Source organism: Burkholderia sp. AU45251 (assembly GCF_030482905.1).
In the GTDB taxonomy this organism is placed as follows: domain Bacteria; phylum Pseudomonadota; class Gammaproteobacteria; order Burkholderiales; family Burkholderiaceae; genus Burkholderia; species Burkholderia aenigmatica.
Genome location: NZ_JAUJQH010000004.1, coordinates 299,474 through 317,816, shown reverse-complemented (window position 1 = coordinate 317,816; position 18,343 = coordinate 299,474). Strand labels below are relative to the sequence as shown.

The window sequence follows — 18,343 nt, the reverse complement described above, 5'->3', positions numbered from 1 at the left end:
AGCATGCGCCGGCGCAGCCTGAACGCATCCCGAGAGCGCGGGAAAGGAGCGTCATGTCCGAATTGCAGCAATACCTGCCGGCCCTGTTGCGCGGCGCCGAGGTGACGATCGTGCTCGCCGTGCTGTCCGTCGCGCTCGCCGTATGCATCGGCATGGCGGGCGCGATGGCCAAGCTGTCGGGCTCGCGTGTGCTGGTGTCCGTCGCCACCGCGTATACCACGCTGATTCGCGGCGTGCCGGAGTTCGTGATGATGCTGCTGGTGTTCTACGGCGGCCAGATCCTGCTGAACCGGCTGTCGGCCACGTTCGGCCTGCATGCGCCCGACGTAGACGCATTCGCCACCGCGGTGCTGACGATCGGCTTCATTTTCGGTGCGTACTACACGGAGACGTTCCGCGGCGCGATGCTCGGCGTGCCGCGCGGCCAGATGGAGGCGGCGCGCGCATACGGATTCTCGGGATGGCTCGCCTTTCGCCGCATCCTGTTTCCGCAGATGGCGCGGCTCGCATTGCCCGCCGCCGTGAACAACTGGCTGGTGCTGCTCAAGACCACGGCGATCGCGTCGCTGATCGGCCTGCACGACGTGATGTTCATCTCCGACCAGGCCGGCCGCACGACCCAAGCGCCGATGACGTTCTACCTGGCCGCCTGCGCGGTCTATCTGCTGGTGACGTCGGGATCGACGGCGTGCCTGGCACGTGCCCGCGTGCGCCTGAATCGCGGCATGCGCGAGGGGAGGCTGCACGGATGAGCCATGAACAATGGATCTCGCTGCTCGGCGAGTATGCCGGCGGGCTGCGGGTCACGGTGGAGTTGACCGTGGGCTCGCTGGCCCTCGGGTTGCTGCTCGCGATTCCGCTGGCCGTGTTGCGCGTGTCGCCGAACCGCTTCGTGCATGGTCCGGTGGCGGTCTACACGTGGTTCATGCGCGGTACACCCCTGCTCGCGCAACTGATGATCGTCTATTACGGATTCGGCCAGTTCCAGTGGGTTCAGGACGCGTGGCAGCGCGGCAATCCGTTGTTGCTGCTGCGCGATCCGTTCGGCTGCGCGATGATCGCGCTGACGGCGAACACCTGTGCATATACCGTCGAAATCCTGGCCGGGGCGATCCGCGCCACCGCGTACGGCGAAGTCGAAGCGGCGCAGGCCTACGGGATGTCGCGTGCGACCGCATGGCGCCGCATCGTGCTGCCGTCGGCGCTGCGCCGGTTCCTGCCTGCCTACAGCAACGAAATCATCCTGATGCTGCACGGTACGTCGCTCGTCAGCGCGATCACGCTGATCGACCTGACGGGCGCCGCGCGGGATGTCTACGCGAACTACTACGCGCCGTTCGAGGCGTTCATTTCCGTCGGCACCGTCTATTTCGCGTTGACCGGGCTCGTCGCGCTGCTGATCCGGGCAACCGAGCGACGCTGGCTCGTCCACCTGCGGCCGCTGCCGCCTTCCACGCTTGCGCAATCGCGGAGCAACCCCACATGAATGCACTGTCTGTCGAAAATCTCCACAAGCGCTACGGTGACAACGAAGTCCTGAAAGGTGTCTCGCTGGCAGCCAACCCGGGCGACGTGATCAGCGTGATCGGTTCGTCGGGATCGGGCAAGAGCACGCTGCTTCGATGCATCAATTTTCTGGAGTCGCCTTCGTCGGGCCGCGTATCGCTCGGCGGCGGCGAGGTGCGGACCTCGGTCGACCGCAGCGGCCGGATCCGCATTTCGGACCCCGCCCAGTTGCGCAGGATGCGCACGCGGCTCGCGATGGTGTTCCAGCATTTCAATCTGTGGGCGCACATGACGGTGCTGCAGAACGTCGTCGAGGCGCCGCTGCATGTGTTGAAGCTCGGCCGCGCGGAGGCGCGCGAGCGGGCGGCGCGCTATCTCGAGCAGGTGGGCATGACGCGATTCGCCGATGCGTATCCGGCCCATCTGTCCGGCGGCCAGCAGCAGCGTGTCGCGATCGCGCGGGCGCTCGCGATGGAGCCCGATGCGCTGCTGTTCGACGAACCGACGTCGGCGCTCGATCCGGAGCTGGTCGGCGACGTGCTCAAGGTGATGCGCGATCTCGCGCGCGAAGGCCGCACGATGATCGTCGTCACGCACGAGATGGGCTTCGCGCGCGAGGTGTCGAACCACGTGATGTTCCTGCACCAGGGCGTGGTGGAGGAGGAAGGCCATCCGCGCAACATATTGAAGACGCCGAGAAGCAGCCGGTTGCAGAAGTTCCTGTCCGGCGGGCTCAAGTAGTGCGATGCGGCGGCCGGTTCGGGCCGATCCGGGCCGGTTCCGCACACGGAAGACACGACCATGGAAGAGACTCAACCAGGAAGGTACTCATGCACACGCTGAAGCAGAACGACATCGACCACGTCCTTCATCCGTATACGAACCTGAGTCGCCACCGAGACGTCGGGCCGATGGTGATCGAGCGCGGCGAGGGCGTCTACGTGTACGACACGGAAGGCAACCGCTACATCGAAGCGCTGAGCGGCCTGTTCTGCGCGTCGCTGGGGTTCAGCGAACCGCGGCTGGCCGACGCCGCCGACCGCCAGATGCGCAAGCTGCCGTTTTATCACGCGTTCGGTCATAAGTCATCCGAACCGTCGATCCTGCTGGCCGAGAAACTGATCGCGCTGGCGCCCGTGCCGATGTCGAAGGTGTTCTTCGCGAACTCCGGTTCGGAAGCCAACGACACGGCGGTGAAACTGATCTGGTATTACAACAACGCGCTCGGCCGGCCGCTGAAGAAGAAGATCATCGCGCGCACACGGGCATACCACGGCGTGACGATTGCCTCCGCGAGCCTGACCGGCCTGCCGAACAACCATCGCGACTTCGACCTGCCGATCGATCGCATCCTGCATACGGACTGCCCGCACTACTATCGTCACGGGCTGCCCGGCGAATCGGAGGAGCAGTTCGCGACGCGCTGCGCCGATTCGCTCGAGCAACTGATCCTGCGCGAAGGGCCCGAGACGATCGCCGCGTTCTTTGCCGAGCCGGTCATGGCATCGGGCGGCGTGATCGTCCCGCCGGCCACCTATATGGACAAGATCCAGCGCGTGCTGAAGCGGTACGACGTCCTGCTCGTGGCCGACGAGGTCATCTGCGGTTTCGGTCGAACCGGCAACATGTTCGGCTCGGAAACCTTCGGCATGCAACCCGACATGATCGTCGTCGCCAAGCAGCTGTCGGCCGGCTATCTCCCGATCTCGGCGCTGATGGTCAGCGATGCGATCTATCGCGGGCTCGTGGCCGAAAGCGAGAAGATCGGCACCTTCGGCCACGGCTTCACGTACAGCGGCCATCCCGTTTGCGCGGCCGTCGCGCTCGAGACGCTGCGGATCTACGACGAAGACCGCGTGCTCGACCACGTGCGCGACGTGATCCCGCATTTCCGGCAGCGCGTGGCCGATCTCGCCGCGCATCCGCTCGTGGGCGAGGCACGCGGCGCCGGGCTGCTGGCGGCCGTCGAACTGGTCGCCGACAAGGCGACCAAAGAGCCGTTCGCGCTCTCCGAGGGCGTGGCGATCCACGCCGGAGAGCGGGCGCTGACGCACGGTGTGATCACGCGGGCGTTGGGCGATACGTTCAATTTCTGTCCGCCGTTGATCATCACGCACGATGAAATCGATCAGTTGTTCGATGCGTCGAAACGAGCGCTCGACGACACGCTCGCGTGGCGCCGGTCGTTGGCCGCACGCTGAGTCGGGAGAACACCATGAGGAATTTCGAACAACCCGGCCGCTCGCTCGTGATGTCGACCGAAGCGATGGCCGCGACGTCGCATCCCGCATCGACGCTGGCTGCCGTCCGGATCCTGGAATTGGGCGGCAACGCGATGGACGCCGCGATTGCCGCGTGCGCCGTGCAATGCGTTGTCGAGCCCGGCTCGACCGGCATCGGCGGCGACTGCTTCGCGCTCTATTCGCGCGGCGGCGGCGACGACATCGTCGGCTTCAACGGGTCGGGCTGGGCGCCGGCCGCCGCCAGCGTCGAGCGGCTGAGCGCGCTCGGCGTTGCGTCGATCGAGCGCCACTCGCCGCACGCGGTGACGGTGCCCGGCGCGGTCGATGCATGGGCGACGCTCGCGCGCGACCACGGCTCGCTGCCGCTTTCCGCGTTGCTTGCGCCGGCGATCCGGCTGGCGCGCGACGGCTATGCGGTCGCACCGCGTGCGGCGGCGGACTGGGCGCATCAGGCGCAGTTGCTGTCGCTGGACGATACGAGCCGCGCGCAGATGCTGGTTGCCGGCCACGCGCCCCGCGCGGGCAGCGTGCATCGGCAGCCGCTGCTCGCGCGCACCCTCGAGACGATCGCGCAAGCGGGCCCGCGCGTGTTCTACGAAGGGATGATCGCGGAGGATATCGTGGCCCGCCTGCGGGGCATGGGTGGCCTGCACACGATGGACGACTTCGCGGCGTTCCGTGGCGAATACGTGACGCCGATCACCGCGCGCTTTCGCGGATATGACGTGCACGAATGCCCGCCGAACGGGCAGGGCGTCATCGCGCTGCTGCTGCTGAAGCTGCTCGAGGGATTCGACGCGAACGACGATCCGCTCGGCGCCGAGCGCCTGCACCGGGAGATCGACGCCGCGCGCGTCGCGTATGCGCTGCGCGACGTGCTGCTGGCGGATCCGCGCAATCGGCCGATGGACGTCGAGACGCTGTTGTCGGATGCGTCCGTCGAGTCGCTGCGTACGCGCATCGCGGCGCTGTATACCCTCGGCGCGCCGGTCGCGGCGCCGGCGGAGCACAAGGATACGGTCTACATCTGCGTGGTCGACAAGGATCGCAATTGCGCGAGCTTCATCAATTCGCTGTTTCATCCGTTCGGCAGCGGCATCATGTCCGCGCAAACGGGCGTGATGCTGCACAACCGCGGCCAGAGCTTCACGCTCGAAGCGGGCCACCCGAATGCGATCGCACCGCACGCGAGGCCGATGCATTCGATCATTCCGGGCATGGTGACCCGCGATGGCAAGGTGCAGATCACGTTCGGCGTGATGGGCGGTCACTATCAGGCGATGGGGCATGCGCACTTCCTGTCGAAGGTGCTCGACTACGACCTGGATCTGCAAACGGCGATCGACCTGCCGCGCATCTTTCCGCGGCCGGGCACCGATCAGGTGGAGGTCGAATGCACGATGCCCGCGCCGGCGCGCGAAGCGCTCGCGCGGCGCGGCTTCAATCTCGTGGCGCCGAACTGGGCGATCGGCGGCGCGCAGGCGATCCGGATCGACTGGGAGGCCGGCACGCTGATCGGGGCGTCCGACCATCGCAAGGACGGCTGCGCGCTCGGTATCTGACTCGGGCGTCCGCATTGCAGGCACACGAAAACAGGGGGGACGCATCATGCAGAAGCAGTTGGTTGTACGCGGCGACGGTGCGATCCGCCGCGAATCGCCATACGGATCGTCGAAGGAGAATACCTACGCGGGCGTGATCTCGTTCATGCGGCGGCTGTATACGAAGGAGCTGGCCGGTGTCGATCTCGCGGTGACCGGCGTGCCGCTCGATATCGCGACGACCAATCGTCCTGGCGCGCGGCTCGGCCCGCGCGCGATCCGCGCGGCGAGCAGCCAGCTCGGCGTGCTGCTGCCGTATCCGTGGGGGATCAATCCGTTCGACGACTATGCGGTGATCGACTACGGCGACTGCTGGCTCGACGTGCACAACCCGTCGACCGTCAAGGAGGCGATCGTCGCGCATGCGCGCACGATACTCGATGCCGGTGCGAGGATGCTGACGCTCGGCGGCGATCACTACATCAGCTATCCGCTGCTCGTGGCCCATGCGGAAAAATACAGCAGGCCGCTTTCGCTGATCCATTTCGATGCGCACTGCGACACCTGGCCCGACGATCAGCCGGACAGCCTCAATCACGGGTCGATGTTCTACAAGGCGATCAAGGACGGGCTGATCGACCCTGCCCACTCGGTGCAGATCGGCATTCGGACCTGGAACGACGATTTCATGGGCGTGTCGGTGCTCGATGCGACGTGGGTGCATGAGCACGGCGTGAACGCGGCCATAGCACGCATCGTCGAGATCGTCGCCGCGCGGCCGACCTATTTCACCTTCGACGTCGACGGGCTGGATCCGGCGTTCGCACCTGGCACCGGTACGCCCGTGCCGGGCGGCTTGTCGAGTGCGCAGGCGCTGTCGATCATCCGCGGGCTCACGTCGGTCGACCTGGTCGGCGCGGACGTGGTCGAGGTCGCGCCGGCCTACGATCACGCGGACATTACCGCGCTTGCCGCCGCGCACGTGGCGAGCGAGCTGGTCTGCTTGTTCAGGCATCGCGCTCGCATGGCGCGGTAGGGCCCCGGTAAAAAAGGTGGCATCGATATCGCACATATCAATTCGGTATCCGAATCGAATGACGAATGAAGAAAGACGCAGGAAAGCACGTCACCCAGACGAATCAACCACGCAACGACAGGAGAGCACGGCAATGAAATGGATCGCACCGACCACACTCGCATGCGCGGCCGGCATGTGCGGCAATGCATGTGCGCAAAGCTCGGTCACGCTTTACGGCGTCATCGACGAATCGATTCAGTACACGCACAACACCGGCGGCGCCAGCAACCAGGTCAAGCTGCAATCGGGGCAGATGTCCGTCAGCCAGTGGGGGCTGAAGGGCACGGAGGATCTCGGCGGCGGCCTGAGCGCGCTGTTCAACCTGCAGAACGGCTTCAACGTGAACAGCGGCAAGATGAGCGGGGGCCTGCTGTTCGGACGCAAGGCGTTCGTCGGTCTGTCGGGCGGATTCGGCACGGTGACGGCCGGGCGTCAGCAGGATACGTTGCAGGATCTGGTGTTGCCGGTACAGGGGAACAATTTTCTCGAGTACTTCACGGCGCCCGGGGACGTCGACAACGCCGACGGCTCGGTCCGCAACAGCAATGCGGTCAAATGGGTGAGCCCGTCGTGGGGCGGGCTGCAGGTGGCCGCGATGTACGGATTCGGCGGCGTGGCGGGCTCGGTCGGCTCGGGCCAGGCGTACAACGCGGCGATGTCGTACACGGCCGGGCCCTTGACCGTCGCGGCCGGCTACGCTCATCTGGACAACGGCAACGCAGTGCTGTCGACGCGTGGCGCAAGCAGCGCCGATACGATCTTCCTGTCGCCGGTCAATGACGCCTACGCGACGGCGAGTGCGGTGAATATCGCGCGCGCCGGCGTGAGCTACGTGCTCGGTGCGTTCACGCTCGGTGGCCATTACAGCTATGCGGAGTATTTGCGCGACGGCAATTCGACGTTCGGGGCGGCGGAGCGCTTCAACAACGGATCGATGTTCGTCGCGTGGCAGGCGTCGCCGGCGCTGTTGTTCGAGACGGGTTACAACTACCTGAAATCGCACGGCGATTCGTCGGCCACGTACCAGCAGGTCACGCTCGCGGCCGACTACGCGCTCAGCAAGCGCACCGATCTCTACGCGACGGCGAGCTACGGGCACGCATCGGGCAGCAACGGCGCGCGCTCGGCTCAGGCGGTGATTGCGGACGCGTATGTCGATGGCGGCAAGGCGACCCAGGAGCTGGCGATCGTCGGGATTCGCCACCGCTTCTGATCGCACGCGGCGCGCGTCACGGCAGCGGCGCGCCCCACGCCGCCGTCACGTCGCCGCCGAGCCGCCATTCGCTGAACGGGCGGCGCGGCGCGATGATCGCCGGCAGGCGGCGATCGTGAAAGCGCGCGTAGTACGGTTCGACCCAGCTCAGCTCGTCGCGAAACGTCCACGGAAACAGGTCCTGCTTGATCGGCGTGATCTTCTTGAAGCTCGCAGGATCCTCCACCGTGTCGATCACGAGGTTCGCGAGGCGGCCGATCGCACCGTCGTTTTCGCGGTAGAGATCGATGTTGCGCCGCTGCACGAGCTCGGCCGCGAATACGAGCGGCAGCAGCGCAAAGGTGTGATAGTGGAGTGCGCGGTCGCCGCGCTTCACCTCGCGCTCGAGCGACCCGTCCGGGCGGATGTCGCGAATGCCTTCGCGTACCCGCAGCAAGCCGGAATCGATCAGGCTTGCATTGTCGGTGACGGTGCCGATCGCGATCAGGTTGAGCCCGGCCCAATAGACGAGATTGTTGTGCAGGTGGTTGATCGCTTCGGCATTGCGCGTCGCGATCGCGATACGTTCGAGCCATGGGTCGATCGCGTTGAACGGCGCGCGGTTCGCTTCACGCATCCCGTGCGGCATGCGCAGGATCACCATCGCGAAATCGGTGCCGGCCCACGAGCGTTCGTAGTAGCCCTGATAACCGGAGATATGACCCATCAACGCATCCGATTGCGCCCAAGTGTCGAGCAGCGTCAATGCGCACGACCAGTCGCCGTGATCCGCCGCGGTGTTCAGCTTCGCGACGAAGTCACGCATCGGCTTCACGTCGCGCGCATAACCGGTGGGGTCGTCGTAGTAGCCGGGCGGATCGATCGTCCGCACGGGGGCGGGCACTTCGCACGCGCGGCTGGCGGAGGCCGTGCCGACGAGTGTGCCGACGGCGAACAGGACAGCGAACAAGGCTCGAACGGAAACGGTGCGCATAGGGTGCTCGACGAGGACGTTTCGGGTTGGACGCGGGACCGGGTGCAGTCTAGCGTCCGAGGCTTTCGCCCGGCTTTCCGGTATGAACTGCTGCCGTTCCGGTCCGGCGGGCCGCCGGTGCGACGCATGGCGGTCGCAGCGGCTTCACATGAGATGCAATACGTTATTCTGTCGTCCTCAACCGCCAGCCCGATTCGATGAAGCGTCCGTCGTTTTCCACCCAACTCGTCATGCTCTGGGCACTCGTCGCGGCGCTGTGCGCGACGCTGGTCGCGGTCGTCTGGGTCACGGCGAGCTCCGCCGAGAGTCAGCAGGTGGCCAGCGCCAAGGCCGCCGGCTCGTCGGCGTGCGAAGCGGTCGCGTCGCGTTACGGCGCCTCTACCGCGTCGGCGGGCGCCGGGCCCGCCCCGGAGCTGATGCACGCGATCCTCGACATCGTGCTCTCGCGTGCCCCGGACATGGAGGGCGGGTTCTGGATGTCCGGCGCCGCCGCCGCGAACGGCTTTCTCGCGTATTCCTTTCCCACTTATCAGGGCAGTGGCGTCAAACGCGACGTTCCGGAAGCGGAAACCCCGCTGATCCTGCGCACGCTGCGTGCCGCGGCCGCGACGCATGTCGCGACGGCGAACGTCGTCGAAGGCGCGCAGGACGCCGTGATCGCGGCGTCCTGTCCAGTACGCGGGGGATCGGGCCTGTACGTCTGGATGCTGACCCGTGCGCGCCCGCCGCTGGGCCGGCACGGGGAAATGCTGGCCACGGGCCTCGCTGCCGTGCTCGCCGGGATTCTGGCGATCGCGGCGGCGCTGGCCGTGGCGCTGCGCCGCTGGAAACGCAATCTCGCCCGGATCGAGAGCGGGCTGGGGCCCGACGGTCGCGCGCATCTTCTGCCGTACGTCGGCGAACCCGATCTCGACCGCGTCATCGATGCGTTCAACGAGCGGGCGCGACGGGCCGACCGGCTGCAACAGCAGGCCGACGAACTGCGCACGCGCCTGGCGCAGGCCGAGCGCTTCGGCATGCTGGGCAAGCTGGCCGCGCAGGTCGCGCACGAGATTCGCAATCCGATGGGGGCGATGCGGCTGAAGGCGGAAAACGCGCTGGCCGGCGATGGCCGGCGGCAGCAGGACGCACTGCGCGTGATCCTCGCGCAGATCGAGCGCATCGATGCGCAGTTGTCGAGCCTGCTCGCGCTGACGCAGCCGGTGCGCCCGCACGCGACACGCGTCGACGTCGACGCATGGCTCGCGCAGGTCGTCGACGCGCATCGCGAACTGGCGCAGCGGCAGGCGATCGACTTGACGGTGTCGCTCGCGGGGCAGGGCGAACGGCTCGCGTGGCCGTCGGATTTTCCCGCCTTCGATCCCGACCAGATGCGGCGGGCGCTCGACAATCTGCTGCTCAACGCGCTGCACCACGCGGGCGACGGCGGAGCGGTCACGCTGGCCGCCGAGCGGCGCGCGTTCGCCGGGCGCGACTGGCTGCGCATCACCGTGTCGGACAGCGGCCCCGGTGTGCCGGCCGCGCAGCGCGAGCGGATTTTCGAACCTTTCGTGACCGGGCGCGCGGACGGCACGGGTCTCGGTCTTGCGGTCGTCCGCGAAGTGGCGGCGGCGCACGGCGGGCAGGCGCGCCTCGACGAGGGCGCCGCATTCGTGATTGAAATTCCATGGCAAACATCCTCGTAGTCGACGACGACGCGGCATTTCGCGACGGCCTGGCGGAAACGCTCGCCGATCTCGGTCATCGGGCCGTCGAGGCCGCATCCGGGGGGGCCGCGCTGAGCGCGTTGCGCGACGGCGGCGGCATCGCATGCATCTTCCTGGATTTCCGCCTGCCGGATCTGGACGGGCTGGCCGTGCTCGCGCAACTGCGCGACGATCCGGCACTGGCCGCGGTTCCGGTCGTGATGCTGACGGCCCACGCGACCAGCGACAACACGATCGAGGCGATGCGGCTCGGCGCATTCGATCACCTGACGAAGCCGATCGGGCGGCGGGACATCGCGCAACTGCTCGAACGCATCGTATCGGCGAATCAGCCGCCCGCGCGCGCGCCGGACGACGGCGGTTTCGCGGGCGAGCCGTCGGCGGACCGACCGCGACTGCTGGGCGTGAGCGCCGCGATGCGCGACGTGCAGAAGCAGGTCGGCCGCGCCGCGATGACCGATGCGACTGTGCTCGTGACCGGCGAGACGGGCACGGGCAAGGAGGTGGCGGCCCGCGTGCTGCATGCGGCATCGGCCCGGCATGCGGGGCCGTTCGTCGCCGTCAACTGCGCGGCCATCCCGGCCGATCTGCTCGAGAGCGAGTTGTTCGGGCATCGCCGCGGCGCGTTCACCGGCGCGCATGCCGATCGCGCGGGGCGCCTCGTCGAGGCCGACGGCGGGACGCTCTTTCTCGACGAGATCGGCGACATGCCGGCCGCGATGCAGGCCAAGCTGCTGCGAGCGCTGCAGGAGCGCGAGGTGACGCCGCTCGGCGCGGATCGCGCCACGGCCATCGACATTCGCGTCGTGGCCGCGACGCACCGCGACCTCGCCGCCGCCGTCGCGAACGGCACGTTCCGCGAGGATCTGTTCTATCGCCTGAACGTCATTCCGCTGCACCTGCCGCCGCTCGCGGATCGCGTGGCCGACATCCTGCCGCTGGCCGCGCATTTCCTGGGCAGCGCGGCGGGTACGCGGCCGTTGCATCTGACCAACGACGCTCAGCGGGCGCTGCTCGATCATCGCTGGCCGGGCAACGTGCGGGAACTGCGCAACGTGATGGAGCGCGCGGCCGCGCTCGCCCCCGGGCCGGCCGTCGGCGCGGCCGATCTCGGCCTGGCCGTCGCGCCGGCGCGCCAGTCGGGCGCCGACACGGTTCCGGCACACCTGCTCGACATGCCGCTGCCCGACGCGCTGGCGACGGTCGAACGCGCGGCGATCCTGCATGCGCTCGAACGCGCGAACGGCAATCGCGCGGAGGCGGCGAGGCAGCTCGGCATCGGCCGCCAGTCGCTCTATGCGCGGATGGCGAATCTCGGGATCGAGCGCGACGACTAGTCGCGCCGTTTCGGCTGTCGGGATGGCCGACAGCCCGTGAAGCAACGTGTCGGGAAATCCGACATGTTTGGCACGCATCATCGTTCGGCCCCTGATCACACGGGGCGTCGCGGCTTGGCACGGGTATTGCAGATATCGATGCATCGCAACCCGTCGCCGGAGCCCGTCATGAAGCGCTACCTGCCTGTCGTTCGATCGCGGCCGCGTTGCCGCGCCGCCGTTCGCCGGTCGTATCGCACGCTCTGCGCCGCCGCGCTCGTTGCCATCGCAACGGTCAGCGTGGCGCAGGTGCCGCCGGCGCCGCGCGCGGAAGACCCGGCCGGTGCCATGCCGCCCCCTCCGCCCCCTCGGCCGCGCGCGCGTTTGCCTGCCGGTGCCGGCAACGACACCGCATCGGATGCGCTGGTTTCCGGCACGCTGTCGCGCCTGACGATTAATCCGGAAGGGACCGTCGACGGCTTCGTGCTGACCGACGGCACGCTTGTCCGTCTGCCGCCGCATCTCGGTTCGCAACTGGCTGCGCTCGTGCGGTCGGGCGAGCGTGTCACGGTAGCCGGCGAACGGCGCGGCGACGATGAAATCCAGGCACGCGTGGTGCGCAACGACAGCACCGGGGCATCGCTGTCCGACCAGCCGCCCGCGCCGGTGGCGCCCGTTCCTCCCGTGCTGCGCGGCGTCAACCTCGCCCGCCTGAGCGTGTCCGGCGTCGTGCGCCGCGTGACGCGCGCGCCGCGCGGCGAGCCGGACGGCGTGATGCTCGACAGTGGTGCGATCGTCAAGCTGACCGTACCGGCCGCCCAGCAATTCGGCGCGCTGCTCGCACCCGGCGAGCGCGTGGCCGCGGTTGGCTACGGCACGCGCAACGCCTACGGCGAAGCGCTGCAGGCGACGGCGTTCGGCGCACCGGGCCATGTCGTGAATCTCTATGACGATGTCGCGCGCTGATCGCGCGGTGCCGTTCCGCAATCCATCGAAGCATCAATCCATCGAAAGGAGTCCTGTCATGCATTGGATCGATCCCGCCTGCCTGCCCGAAACGCGCGGCCGCGTCACGCAGTTCCTGCTCAATCCGCGCGGAGACGTCGACGGCCTGATCCTGAACGGCGACCTGCAGGTTCACGTGCCGCCGCACCTGGGCCGCGAACTGGTGCGCCATGTCGCGGTCGGCGACCGCATCCGCGTGCGGGGCGTCAAGCCGCGTGGCGCGGAGATGGTCGCGGCCGTGCAACTGACCGTGCGCGACGGCGTCGACATCGTCGACGACGGTCCCCCGCCGCCGCACGCGGCCCCGAAGCCGCCGCAACCGGATCGGGAGCCGATGGACCTGAGCGGCGAAATCGCGTTTGCGCTGCACGGCCCGAAGGGCGAGCTGAACGGCGCGCTGCTGACGAGCGGCGTCGCGCTGCGGCTACCGCCGCACGCGGCGGAAGCCTTGCACGACTACCTGCAGCCTGGTGTCCATGTGCAGGCGTGGGGGCACGGCGTCGTCACGCCGCACGGCACGACGCTCGACGTGAGCGAGATCGCCGAGCTCGTCGATGCGGATGCCGACTGAGCGTGCGGCGACCATGAGGCCCGCACGCGCGCTCGAAGCGCTCAACTTCTTCCTGGCCGACGTGCAGGCCGGCATCGGCCCGTTCGTCGGCGTCATCCTGCTGTCGCGCGGCTGGGGCGCCGATGCGATCGGCACGGTCATGACGCTGGCCGGGCTCGCCGCGATGGCCGCGACGCCGCTGGCCGGCGCGCTCGTCGATGCGGTGCGCGCGAAGCGGGCGCTGATCGTCGTCGCGGCCGCCGCGACGGCGCTGGCCTCGCTGGCGCTGATGTTCGTCCACAGCTATCCGGCGGTGGCGGCGACGCAGATCCTGGCGGCCGTCAGCGGCGCGGCGCTCGCACCGGCCGTCGCGGGCGTGACGCTCGGCATCGTGCGCCGGCAGGGCTTCGATCGGCAGTTCGGACGCAACCAGGTGGCGAACCACGCCGGCAACGTCGCCGGCGCGGCGCTCGCGGGATGGCTCGGCTGGCATGCCGGATTCGATGCGGTGTTCGCGCTCGTCGGCGCGTTCACGGTCCTGGCCATCGTCAGCGCGTTGGCGATTCCCGGGCAGGCGATCGATCATGCGTGCGCGCGTGGTCTCGATCATGACGGTGCCGCGCCGGGAACGGAGGCTGCGCCTCCCGATGCGTTCGATACGGCGTCGGCGTCGGCGGTGGCGACGTCGCACGTCGGCGGCCTGCGCACGCTGGCCGGAAACCGGCCGCTGGTGCTGCTCGGCGCGTCGCTCGCGCTGTTTCATCTCGGCAACGCCGCGATGCTGCCGCTCTACGGAATGGGCGTCGTCGTCACGCATCGCAGCAACGCGAGCGCGTTTACCGCGCAGACCATCGTCATCGCGCAGTTCGTGATGATCGCGGCGGCCTGGCTCGCGCCGCGGCTGATTCGCGCGCACGGTTACTGGCGGGTGTTGCTGTTCTCGTACCTCGTGCTGCCGGTACGCGGAGCGGTTGCCGCGGCGTGGATGAGCGAAGCGGGCGTCTGGCCGGTGCAGGTGCTCGACGGCATCGGCGCTGGCCTGCAAAGCGTGGTCGTGCCCGCGCTCGTCGTTCGCCTGCTGCACGGCTCCGGCCGCGTGAATGCCGGGCAGGGCGCCGTCGCGACCGCGCAGGGTATCGGCGCGGCGCTCAGTCCCGTGCTGGGCGGCATGCTTGCCCAGCACTTCGGCTATCCGGCCGCGTTCGTCGTACTCGGTGCCGTGTCGACCGGCTCGCTCGCGCTGTGGCTCGGTCATGCGCGCGCGTTGAGCAGCGTGTGCGGCAAGCCGGCCGACCTGTCGGCGACCTCGTCGTGAAAGCGATTTCGATTCTCTTGTCTCTGTCGACCTGCCCATGAATCCTGTTTCGTTCGCATGGCTGATTTCCGCGCTTGCCACCGCCGGCGTCATCGCGCGCCCCTTCGGCTGGCCCGAGGCCACCTGGGCCGTGGGCGGCGCGCTGCTGCTCGTCGTGTTCGGCCTGCTGCCCGTCGCACAGGCGCTGGACGCCGTCGCGAAAGGCGGCGACGTGTACCTGTTTCTGACGGGGATGATGCTGCTGTCCGAGGTGGCCCGTCGCGAGGGGCTGTTCGACTGGCTCGCGACGCACGTCGTCAATCTCGCGCAGGGTTCGCCCCGCCGGTTGTTCGCGTGGGTCTATCTGGTCGGGGTCGCGACCACGGTCTTCCTGTCGAACGATGCGACCGCCGTCGTGCTGACGCCTGCCGTCTTCGCGGCCGCGCGCCGCGCGAAGGCCGATCCGATGCCGCTGCTGTACAGCTGTGCATTCGTCGCCAATGCCGCGAGTTTCGTGCTGCCGATCTCGAATCCGGCGAACCTGGTGCTGTACGGCGCGCACATGCCGTCGCTCGGCGCATGGCTCGCGCACTTCGCGGCGCCGTCCGTCGCGTCGGTCGCGTGCACGTTCGTCATGCTGCGGATCGTGCAGCGACGTGCGCTTGCCGGCCGTTGCGAATCCGGGCTGCCGGTGCAGCCGCTGACGCGCGGCGGGCGCATCGCGCTGGCGGGCATCGCCACAACGGCTGTCGTACTGATGGTGGTGTCGGTTCTGGATCGCCCGCTCGGGTTGCCCACCGCGCTGGCGGGTGGCGTCACGCTCGCGTGCGTGCTGATGCGGGATCGCGTGGCGGGCGTGTCGATCGTCCGCTCGATTTCATGGAGCGTGCTGCCGCTCGTCGCGGGCCTGTTCGTCGTCGTCGAGACGCTCGACCGGACCGGCGCGGTGCGCGTGCTGGCGGGGCTGCTGCACGCGCTGATGCAAAGCGGCGAGCACGTCGCCGCGGCCGTGGCCGGCGTCGCGGTCGCGCTGGTGTCGAACGGGGTCAACAACCTGCCTGCCGGGCTGATCGCGAACTCGACGATCCAAGCCGCGCACAGCCCGCAAACGATGGTCGATGCGATTCTGATCGGCGTCGATCTCGGCCCGAACCTGTCGATCACCGGATCGCTCGCGACGATTCTGTGGCTTGCGGCGATCCGGCGCGAAGGGCTGCAGGTCGGTTTCCGCGAATTTCTCGCGGTCGGCGCGTGCGTGATGCCGCCGGCGCTGCTGCTCGCACTGGCCGCGCGGTTCGTGTTCGGCGGCTGACGCGCGAAGCCGGTCTGTCGTCCCGGCCATCCTAGAACGAGTAGGCGAGCGAAGCGAACAGGCTGCGCGGCGCGCCCGGCGTGATCCACAGGCTGTTGTACGAGCTGACGTAGGTGGTGCGATTGAACAGGTTGTTCAGGACAACCGACGCACGCAGGTGTTTGTTGACCTGCAGGTAGCCGTTGAGCTGCACGGTCGCGTAGGCCGGTAGCTCGAAGCCGTCCTGCGTGTTGGCCGTGTTGCCGGCCCGGCGCCCGACGTAGATCACGCCCGCACCGGCGCCGGCCTTGTCCGCGAACGGCAGGGTCGTCTCGTACATCAGCAGCGCGCTGCCGCTCAGCCGCGGGATGTCGACGAGGCGTGAGCCGGGTGCCAGCACGGTATCGCGCGTGACCTCGGCGTCGACGTACGCGAAGTTGGCGATGCCGCGCAGGCCGTGGCCGAGGTCGCCGCTCCATTCGAATTCGACGCCGCGGCTGCGTACTTCGCCGGCCGCGCGCGAGAAGCCGGCATTCGCCGGATCGGCGGTGAGGACGTTGCGCTTGGTCACGTAGAACGCCGACACGGTCGTGAGCCAGCGCGCGCCGGCCCACTTCGCGCCGGCTTCGTAGCCGTGGCCCTTTTCGGGATCGAACGCGTTGCCGCCGACGTCGGCGCCGTTGTTCGGCCGGAACGAATACGCGGTGTTCGCATACAGCGACAACGCGGGGCTCATTTCATACACGACGCCGATACGCGGGCTCACGGCGGTTTGCGACTGGCTGGTCGTCACGCCCTTCAGGCGGTTGTCGATCGACTGGTGGAAGCGATCCCAGCGCAGCCCGGCCAGGATTTTCCAGTGCGGCCCGAACGCGAGCGTGTCCTGCGCGTAGACGCCTTGACCGTTGTCGCGTTCGAGCAGGTTGGTCGCCGTGCGCGGCGTCGGCGCGGGCTGGCCGTAGACCGGATCGAAGATGTCGATCGCATACGGCGCCGCGGCGGTCGGCGTGGAGCGCGTGACGAACTGGTCGTAGTTGAAGCGATACGCATCGACGCCCATCACGAGCGTATGGCCGATGCCGCCCGTGCGGAACGTGCCGGTCGTCTCGACGCGGCCTTGCAGGTCGTTCGAGTGAAACGCGACTTGCCGGTAGCGGCGCCACAGCGTGCGGCCGTCCGGCTGCAATGCGAAGGCCTCGGACGAGCGCCCCGACAGGTCGGTGTTGCGCTGCGCGACGCCGGCGTTGATCGACCAGCTTGAATCGATGCGATGCTCGAGCGTGAACTGGTGGCCCGTGTTGCGCACGTCGTAGTCGCCGTCGCGCGGCTCGCCGAGGAAGCGCGACGCGGGGATCACGCCGAGCTGCCCGTTGACCGCCAGCACGCCGCGATCGAGCGGCGCACGTTGACGCGCGCTCTCGAACTCGTAGTGGAGCGTCGTGTCCGCGCCGATGTCCCACGTGAACGACGGCGAGAACAGGTAGCGCTTGCTCGATACCGTGTCGCGAAAGCTGCCGTTGTTCTCGTTCATCGCGACGAAGCGGTACGCCAGCGATTTCGTGACGGGGCCGGTCGAATCGAGTGTCTGGCGCAATGCGCCGTAGCTGCCGGCCGACACGCCGATGGTGTTCGCGCGGGCGAATTGCGGCTGCTTCGTCGTGTAGCTGATGATTCCGCCCGGATCGCCGCGGCCGTACAGCGCGGACGCCGGCCCCTTGAGCACTTCCATGCGCTCGAGGTTGACGGTGTCGCGCGGTACGCTCATGCCGCGATTCCACGAAAAGCCGTTGACCAGGTAGTCGGTGCCGGACGTGTTGCCGTCGCCGGCGAAGCCGCGCACCGCGTAGTTGTCCCACAGGCCGCCGAAGTTGTTCTGGCGCGAGACGCCCGCGACCCAGTCGTAAAGATCGTCGCCGCGCGTCGCGGCCACGGTCTGGATCAGCTTCGTATCGACGCTGCTGACCGCGAACGGAATCTCCATCACGTCCGCCTCGCTGCGCGTCGCACTCGTCGATTCGCGCGTGCGAAACGGCGCCGTCGCGCGTTGCGCGGAGACCTCGATGGCGGGCAGCGCCGTTTCCTGCGCGTCGGCGGCGCCCATGCCGGCCGTGCCGACGACGATGGCCATCGGTGCGGCCGCCCAGTTCCTCCTGCTCATACCCCTCCCTTTTTGTGTGGTTTGCGTTCGGGCACGGCGGGCGGCCTGGCGCCGGCATCTGTGTTCCAAACAGTACATTTGCGCGGCAATTTAATGCAAATGAGAGGCATTTGCAATCGTAATTTTGAGAATTGATGCGGGAAGTGAAACGGTGGGGCGCGTGGATGCGATCGAGGGGAAGGGCGGGTTTCTTGAAATGCCGAATGGCGGGAAACAGGTCGTGTCGGGGAGATGACCGGATAGACCCTTCGCCACGCTCACGCGAGAATCATTCGAGAAATTGCGAATGTGCGGTGCCGCGCGATGCATGGCACCGCGTTCGCCAATGCGTACCGGCGCCTGCGCGCGGTCTATCCGGGTCGGCTTTCAGCCCGCCGTCGATCCGGCGAGCTTCGGACGCGCGAAGACGCGCGCGAGGGCTGGAACGCTGTGTCGAGGTCAGCCTGCGTTTCAACCTGCCCACGATCAT

General features: G+C 68.1%; 15 protein-coding genes. 13 read left to right on the top strand and 2 right to left on the bottom strand.

From position 1 onward, the window contains the following. Positions 1-53: 53 nt before the first annotated feature. The 7 genes from QZM67_RS13035 (at position 54) to QZM67_RS13005 (ending at position 7,581) form a co-directional block, all read left to right on the top strand. On the top strand, positions 54-752 hold the full coding sequence (locus QZM67_RS13035) for an ABC transporter permease (RefSeq protein WP_301803586.1): 699 nt from the start codon (positions 54-56) through the stop codon (positions 750-752). After that, on the top strand, positions 749-1,486 hold the full coding sequence (locus QZM67_RS13030) for an ABC transporter permease (RefSeq protein ID WP_301803583.1): 738 nt from the start codon (positions 749-751) through the stop codon (positions 1,484-1,486). Before QZM67_RS13035 ends, QZM67_RS13030 begins: the two co-directional genes overlap by 4 nt. Continuing rightward, complete coding sequence (locus QZM67_RS13025) at positions 1,483-2,247, top strand: ABC transporter ATP-binding protein (RefSeq protein WP_301803580.1); 765 nt, start codon at positions 1,483-1,485, stop codon at positions 2,245-2,247. The genes QZM67_RS13030 and QZM67_RS13025 overlap by 4 nt, the downstream gene beginning before the upstream one ends. An 89-nt stretch (positions 2,248-2,336) precedes the next feature. Further along, entirely contained in the window at positions 2,337-3,707 is a 1,371-nt protein-coding gene (locus QZM67_RS13020) for an aspartate aminotransferase family protein (protein ID WP_301803577.1), read from the top strand. A 14-nt stretch (positions 3,708-3,721) separates the two neighbouring features. Further along, a complete protein-coding gene (locus QZM67_RS13015; protein WP_301803575.1) occupies positions 3,722-5,311 on the top strand; it encodes a gamma-glutamyltransferase family protein in 1,590 nt (529 codons plus the stop codon). Between the two features lie 46 nt (positions 5,312-5,357). Continuing rightward, positions 5,358-6,326 carry an agmatinase gene (gene speB / locus QZM67_RS13010; RefSeq protein ID WP_301803572.1) on the top strand — a complete coding sequence of 323 codons (969 nt, stop codon included), beginning with the start codon at positions 5,358-5,360 and terminating at the stop codon, positions 6,324-6,326. A 133-nt stretch (positions 6,327-6,459) separates the two neighbouring features. Further along, complete coding sequence (locus QZM67_RS13005; protein ID WP_301803570.1) at positions 6,460-7,581, top strand: porin; 1,122 nt, start codon at positions 6,460-6,462, stop codon at positions 7,579-7,581. Between the two features lie 16 nt (positions 7,582-7,597). Here QZM67_RS13005 and QZM67_RS13000 read toward each other — a convergent pair whose 3' ends face one another. Next, a complete protein-coding gene (locus QZM67_RS13000) occupies positions 7,598-8,554 on the bottom strand; it encodes a mannuronate-specific alginate lyase (RefSeq protein ID WP_301803568.1) in 957 nt (318 codons plus the stop codon). 197 nt (positions 8,555-8,751) lie between these two features. Here QZM67_RS13000 and QZM67_RS12995 point away from each other — a divergent pair, with 197 nt between their 5' ends. From QZM67_RS12995 to QZM67_RS12970, 6 genes are all read left to right on the top strand, one after another. Continuing rightward, positions 8,752-10,239 (top strand): PAS domain-containing sensor histidine kinase, encoded by a 1,488-nt coding sequence (locus tag QZM67_RS12995; protein WP_301803567.1) that lies wholly within the window; start codon positions 8,752-8,754, stop codon positions 10,237-10,239. Continuing rightward, positions 10,221-11,597, top strand: coding sequence for a sigma-54 dependent transcriptional regulator (locus tag QZM67_RS12990; protein WP_301803566.1), 1,377 nt, complete (start codon positions 10,221-10,223; stop codon positions 11,595-11,597). The genes QZM67_RS12995 and QZM67_RS12990 overlap by 19 nt, the downstream gene beginning before the upstream one ends. Before the next feature lie 168 nt (positions 11,598-11,765). Beyond that, positions 11,766-12,542, top strand: coding sequence for a hypothetical protein (locus tag QZM67_RS12985; RefSeq protein WP_301803565.1), 777 nt, complete (start codon positions 11,766-11,768; stop codon positions 12,540-12,542). A gap of 58 nt (positions 12,543-12,600) precedes the next feature. Beyond that, the gene (locus QZM67_RS12980; protein ID WP_301803561.1) at positions 12,601-13,152 is read left to right on the top strand and encodes a hypothetical protein; all 552 of its coding nucleotides are present in this window, start codon (positions 12,601-12,603) and stop codon (positions 13,150-13,152) included. A 13-nt stretch (positions 13,153-13,165) separates the two neighbouring features. Further along, complete coding sequence (locus QZM67_RS12975) at positions 13,166-14,446, top strand: MFS transporter (RefSeq protein WP_301803804.1); 1,281 nt, start codon at positions 13,166-13,168, stop codon at positions 14,444-14,446. 37 nt (positions 14,447-14,483) lie between these two features. Further along, positions 14,484-15,737: an arsenic transporter gene (locus tag QZM67_RS12970; protein WP_301803558.1), complete on the top strand. Its 1,254-nt coding sequence runs from the start codon at positions 14,484-14,486 to the stop codon at positions 15,735-15,737. A gap of 31 nt (positions 15,738-15,768) precedes the next feature. On the opposite strand, the gene QZM67_RS12965 is transcribed toward QZM67_RS12970, so the two are convergent. After that, positions 15,769-17,874: a TonB-dependent siderophore receptor gene (locus QZM67_RS12965; protein WP_301803554.1), complete on the bottom strand. Its 2,106-nt coding sequence runs from the start codon at positions 17,872-17,874 to the stop codon at positions 15,769-15,771. Positions 17,875-18,343 lie beyond the last annotated feature (469 nt).

What these genes read in the sequence shown, in the direction of transcription:
- QZM67_RS13035 (WP_301803586.1), top strand. Translation starts at nt 54, where the DNA reads ATGTCCGAATTGCAGCAATACCTGCCGGCCCTGTTGCGCGGCGCCGAG.
- QZM67_RS13030 (WP_301803583.1), top strand. Translation starts at nt 749, where the DNA reads ATGAGCCATGAACAATGGATCTCGCTGCTCGGCGAGTATGCCGGCGGG.
- QZM67_RS13025 (WP_301803580.1), top strand. Translation starts at nt 1,483, where the DNA reads ATGAATGCACTGTCTGTCGAAAATCTCCACAAGCGCTACGGTGACAAC.
- QZM67_RS13020 (WP_301803577.1), top strand. Translation starts at nt 2,337, where the DNA reads ATGCACACGCTGAAGCAGAACGACATCGACCACGTCCTTCATCCGTAT.
- QZM67_RS13015 (WP_301803575.1), top strand. Translation starts at nt 3,722, where the DNA reads ATGAGGAATTTCGAACAACCCGGCCGCTCGCTCGTGATGTCGACCGAA.
- speB (WP_301803572.1), top strand. Translation starts at nt 5,358, where the DNA reads ATGCAGAAGCAGTTGGTTGTACGCGGCGACGGTGCGATCCGCCGCGAA.
- QZM67_RS13005 (WP_301803570.1), top strand. Translation starts at nt 6,460, where the DNA reads ATGAAATGGATCGCACCGACCACACTCGCATGCGCGGCCGGCATGTGC.
- QZM67_RS13000 (WP_301803568.1), bottom strand. Translation starts at nt 8,554, where the DNA reads ATGCGCACCGTTTCCGTTCGAGCCTTGTTCGCTGTCCTGTTCGCCGTC.
- QZM67_RS12995 (WP_301803567.1), top strand. Translation starts at nt 8,752, where the DNA reads ATGAAGCGTCCGTCGTTTTCCACCCAACTCGTCATGCTCTGGGCACTC.
- QZM67_RS12990 (WP_301803566.1), top strand. Translation starts at nt 10,221, where the DNA reads ATGGCAAACATCCTCGTAGTCGACGACGACGCGGCATTTCGCGACGGC.
- QZM67_RS12985 (WP_301803565.1), top strand. Translation starts at nt 11,766, where the DNA reads ATGAAGCGCTACCTGCCTGTCGTTCGATCGCGGCCGCGTTGCCGCGCC.
- QZM67_RS12980 (WP_301803561.1), top strand. Translation starts at nt 12,601, where the DNA reads ATGCATTGGATCGATCCCGCCTGCCTGCCCGAAACGCGCGGCCGCGTC.
- QZM67_RS12975 (WP_301803804.1), top strand. Translation starts at nt 13,166, where the DNA reads ATGAGGCCCGCACGCGCGCTCGAAGCGCTCAACTTCTTCCTGGCCGAC.
- QZM67_RS12970 (WP_301803558.1), top strand. Translation starts at nt 14,484, where the DNA reads ATGAATCCTGTTTCGTTCGCATGGCTGATTTCCGCGCTTGCCACCGCC.
- QZM67_RS12965 (WP_301803554.1), bottom strand. Translation starts at nt 17,874, where the DNA reads ATGAGCAGGAGGAACTGGGCGGCCGCACCGATGGCCATCGTCGTCGGC.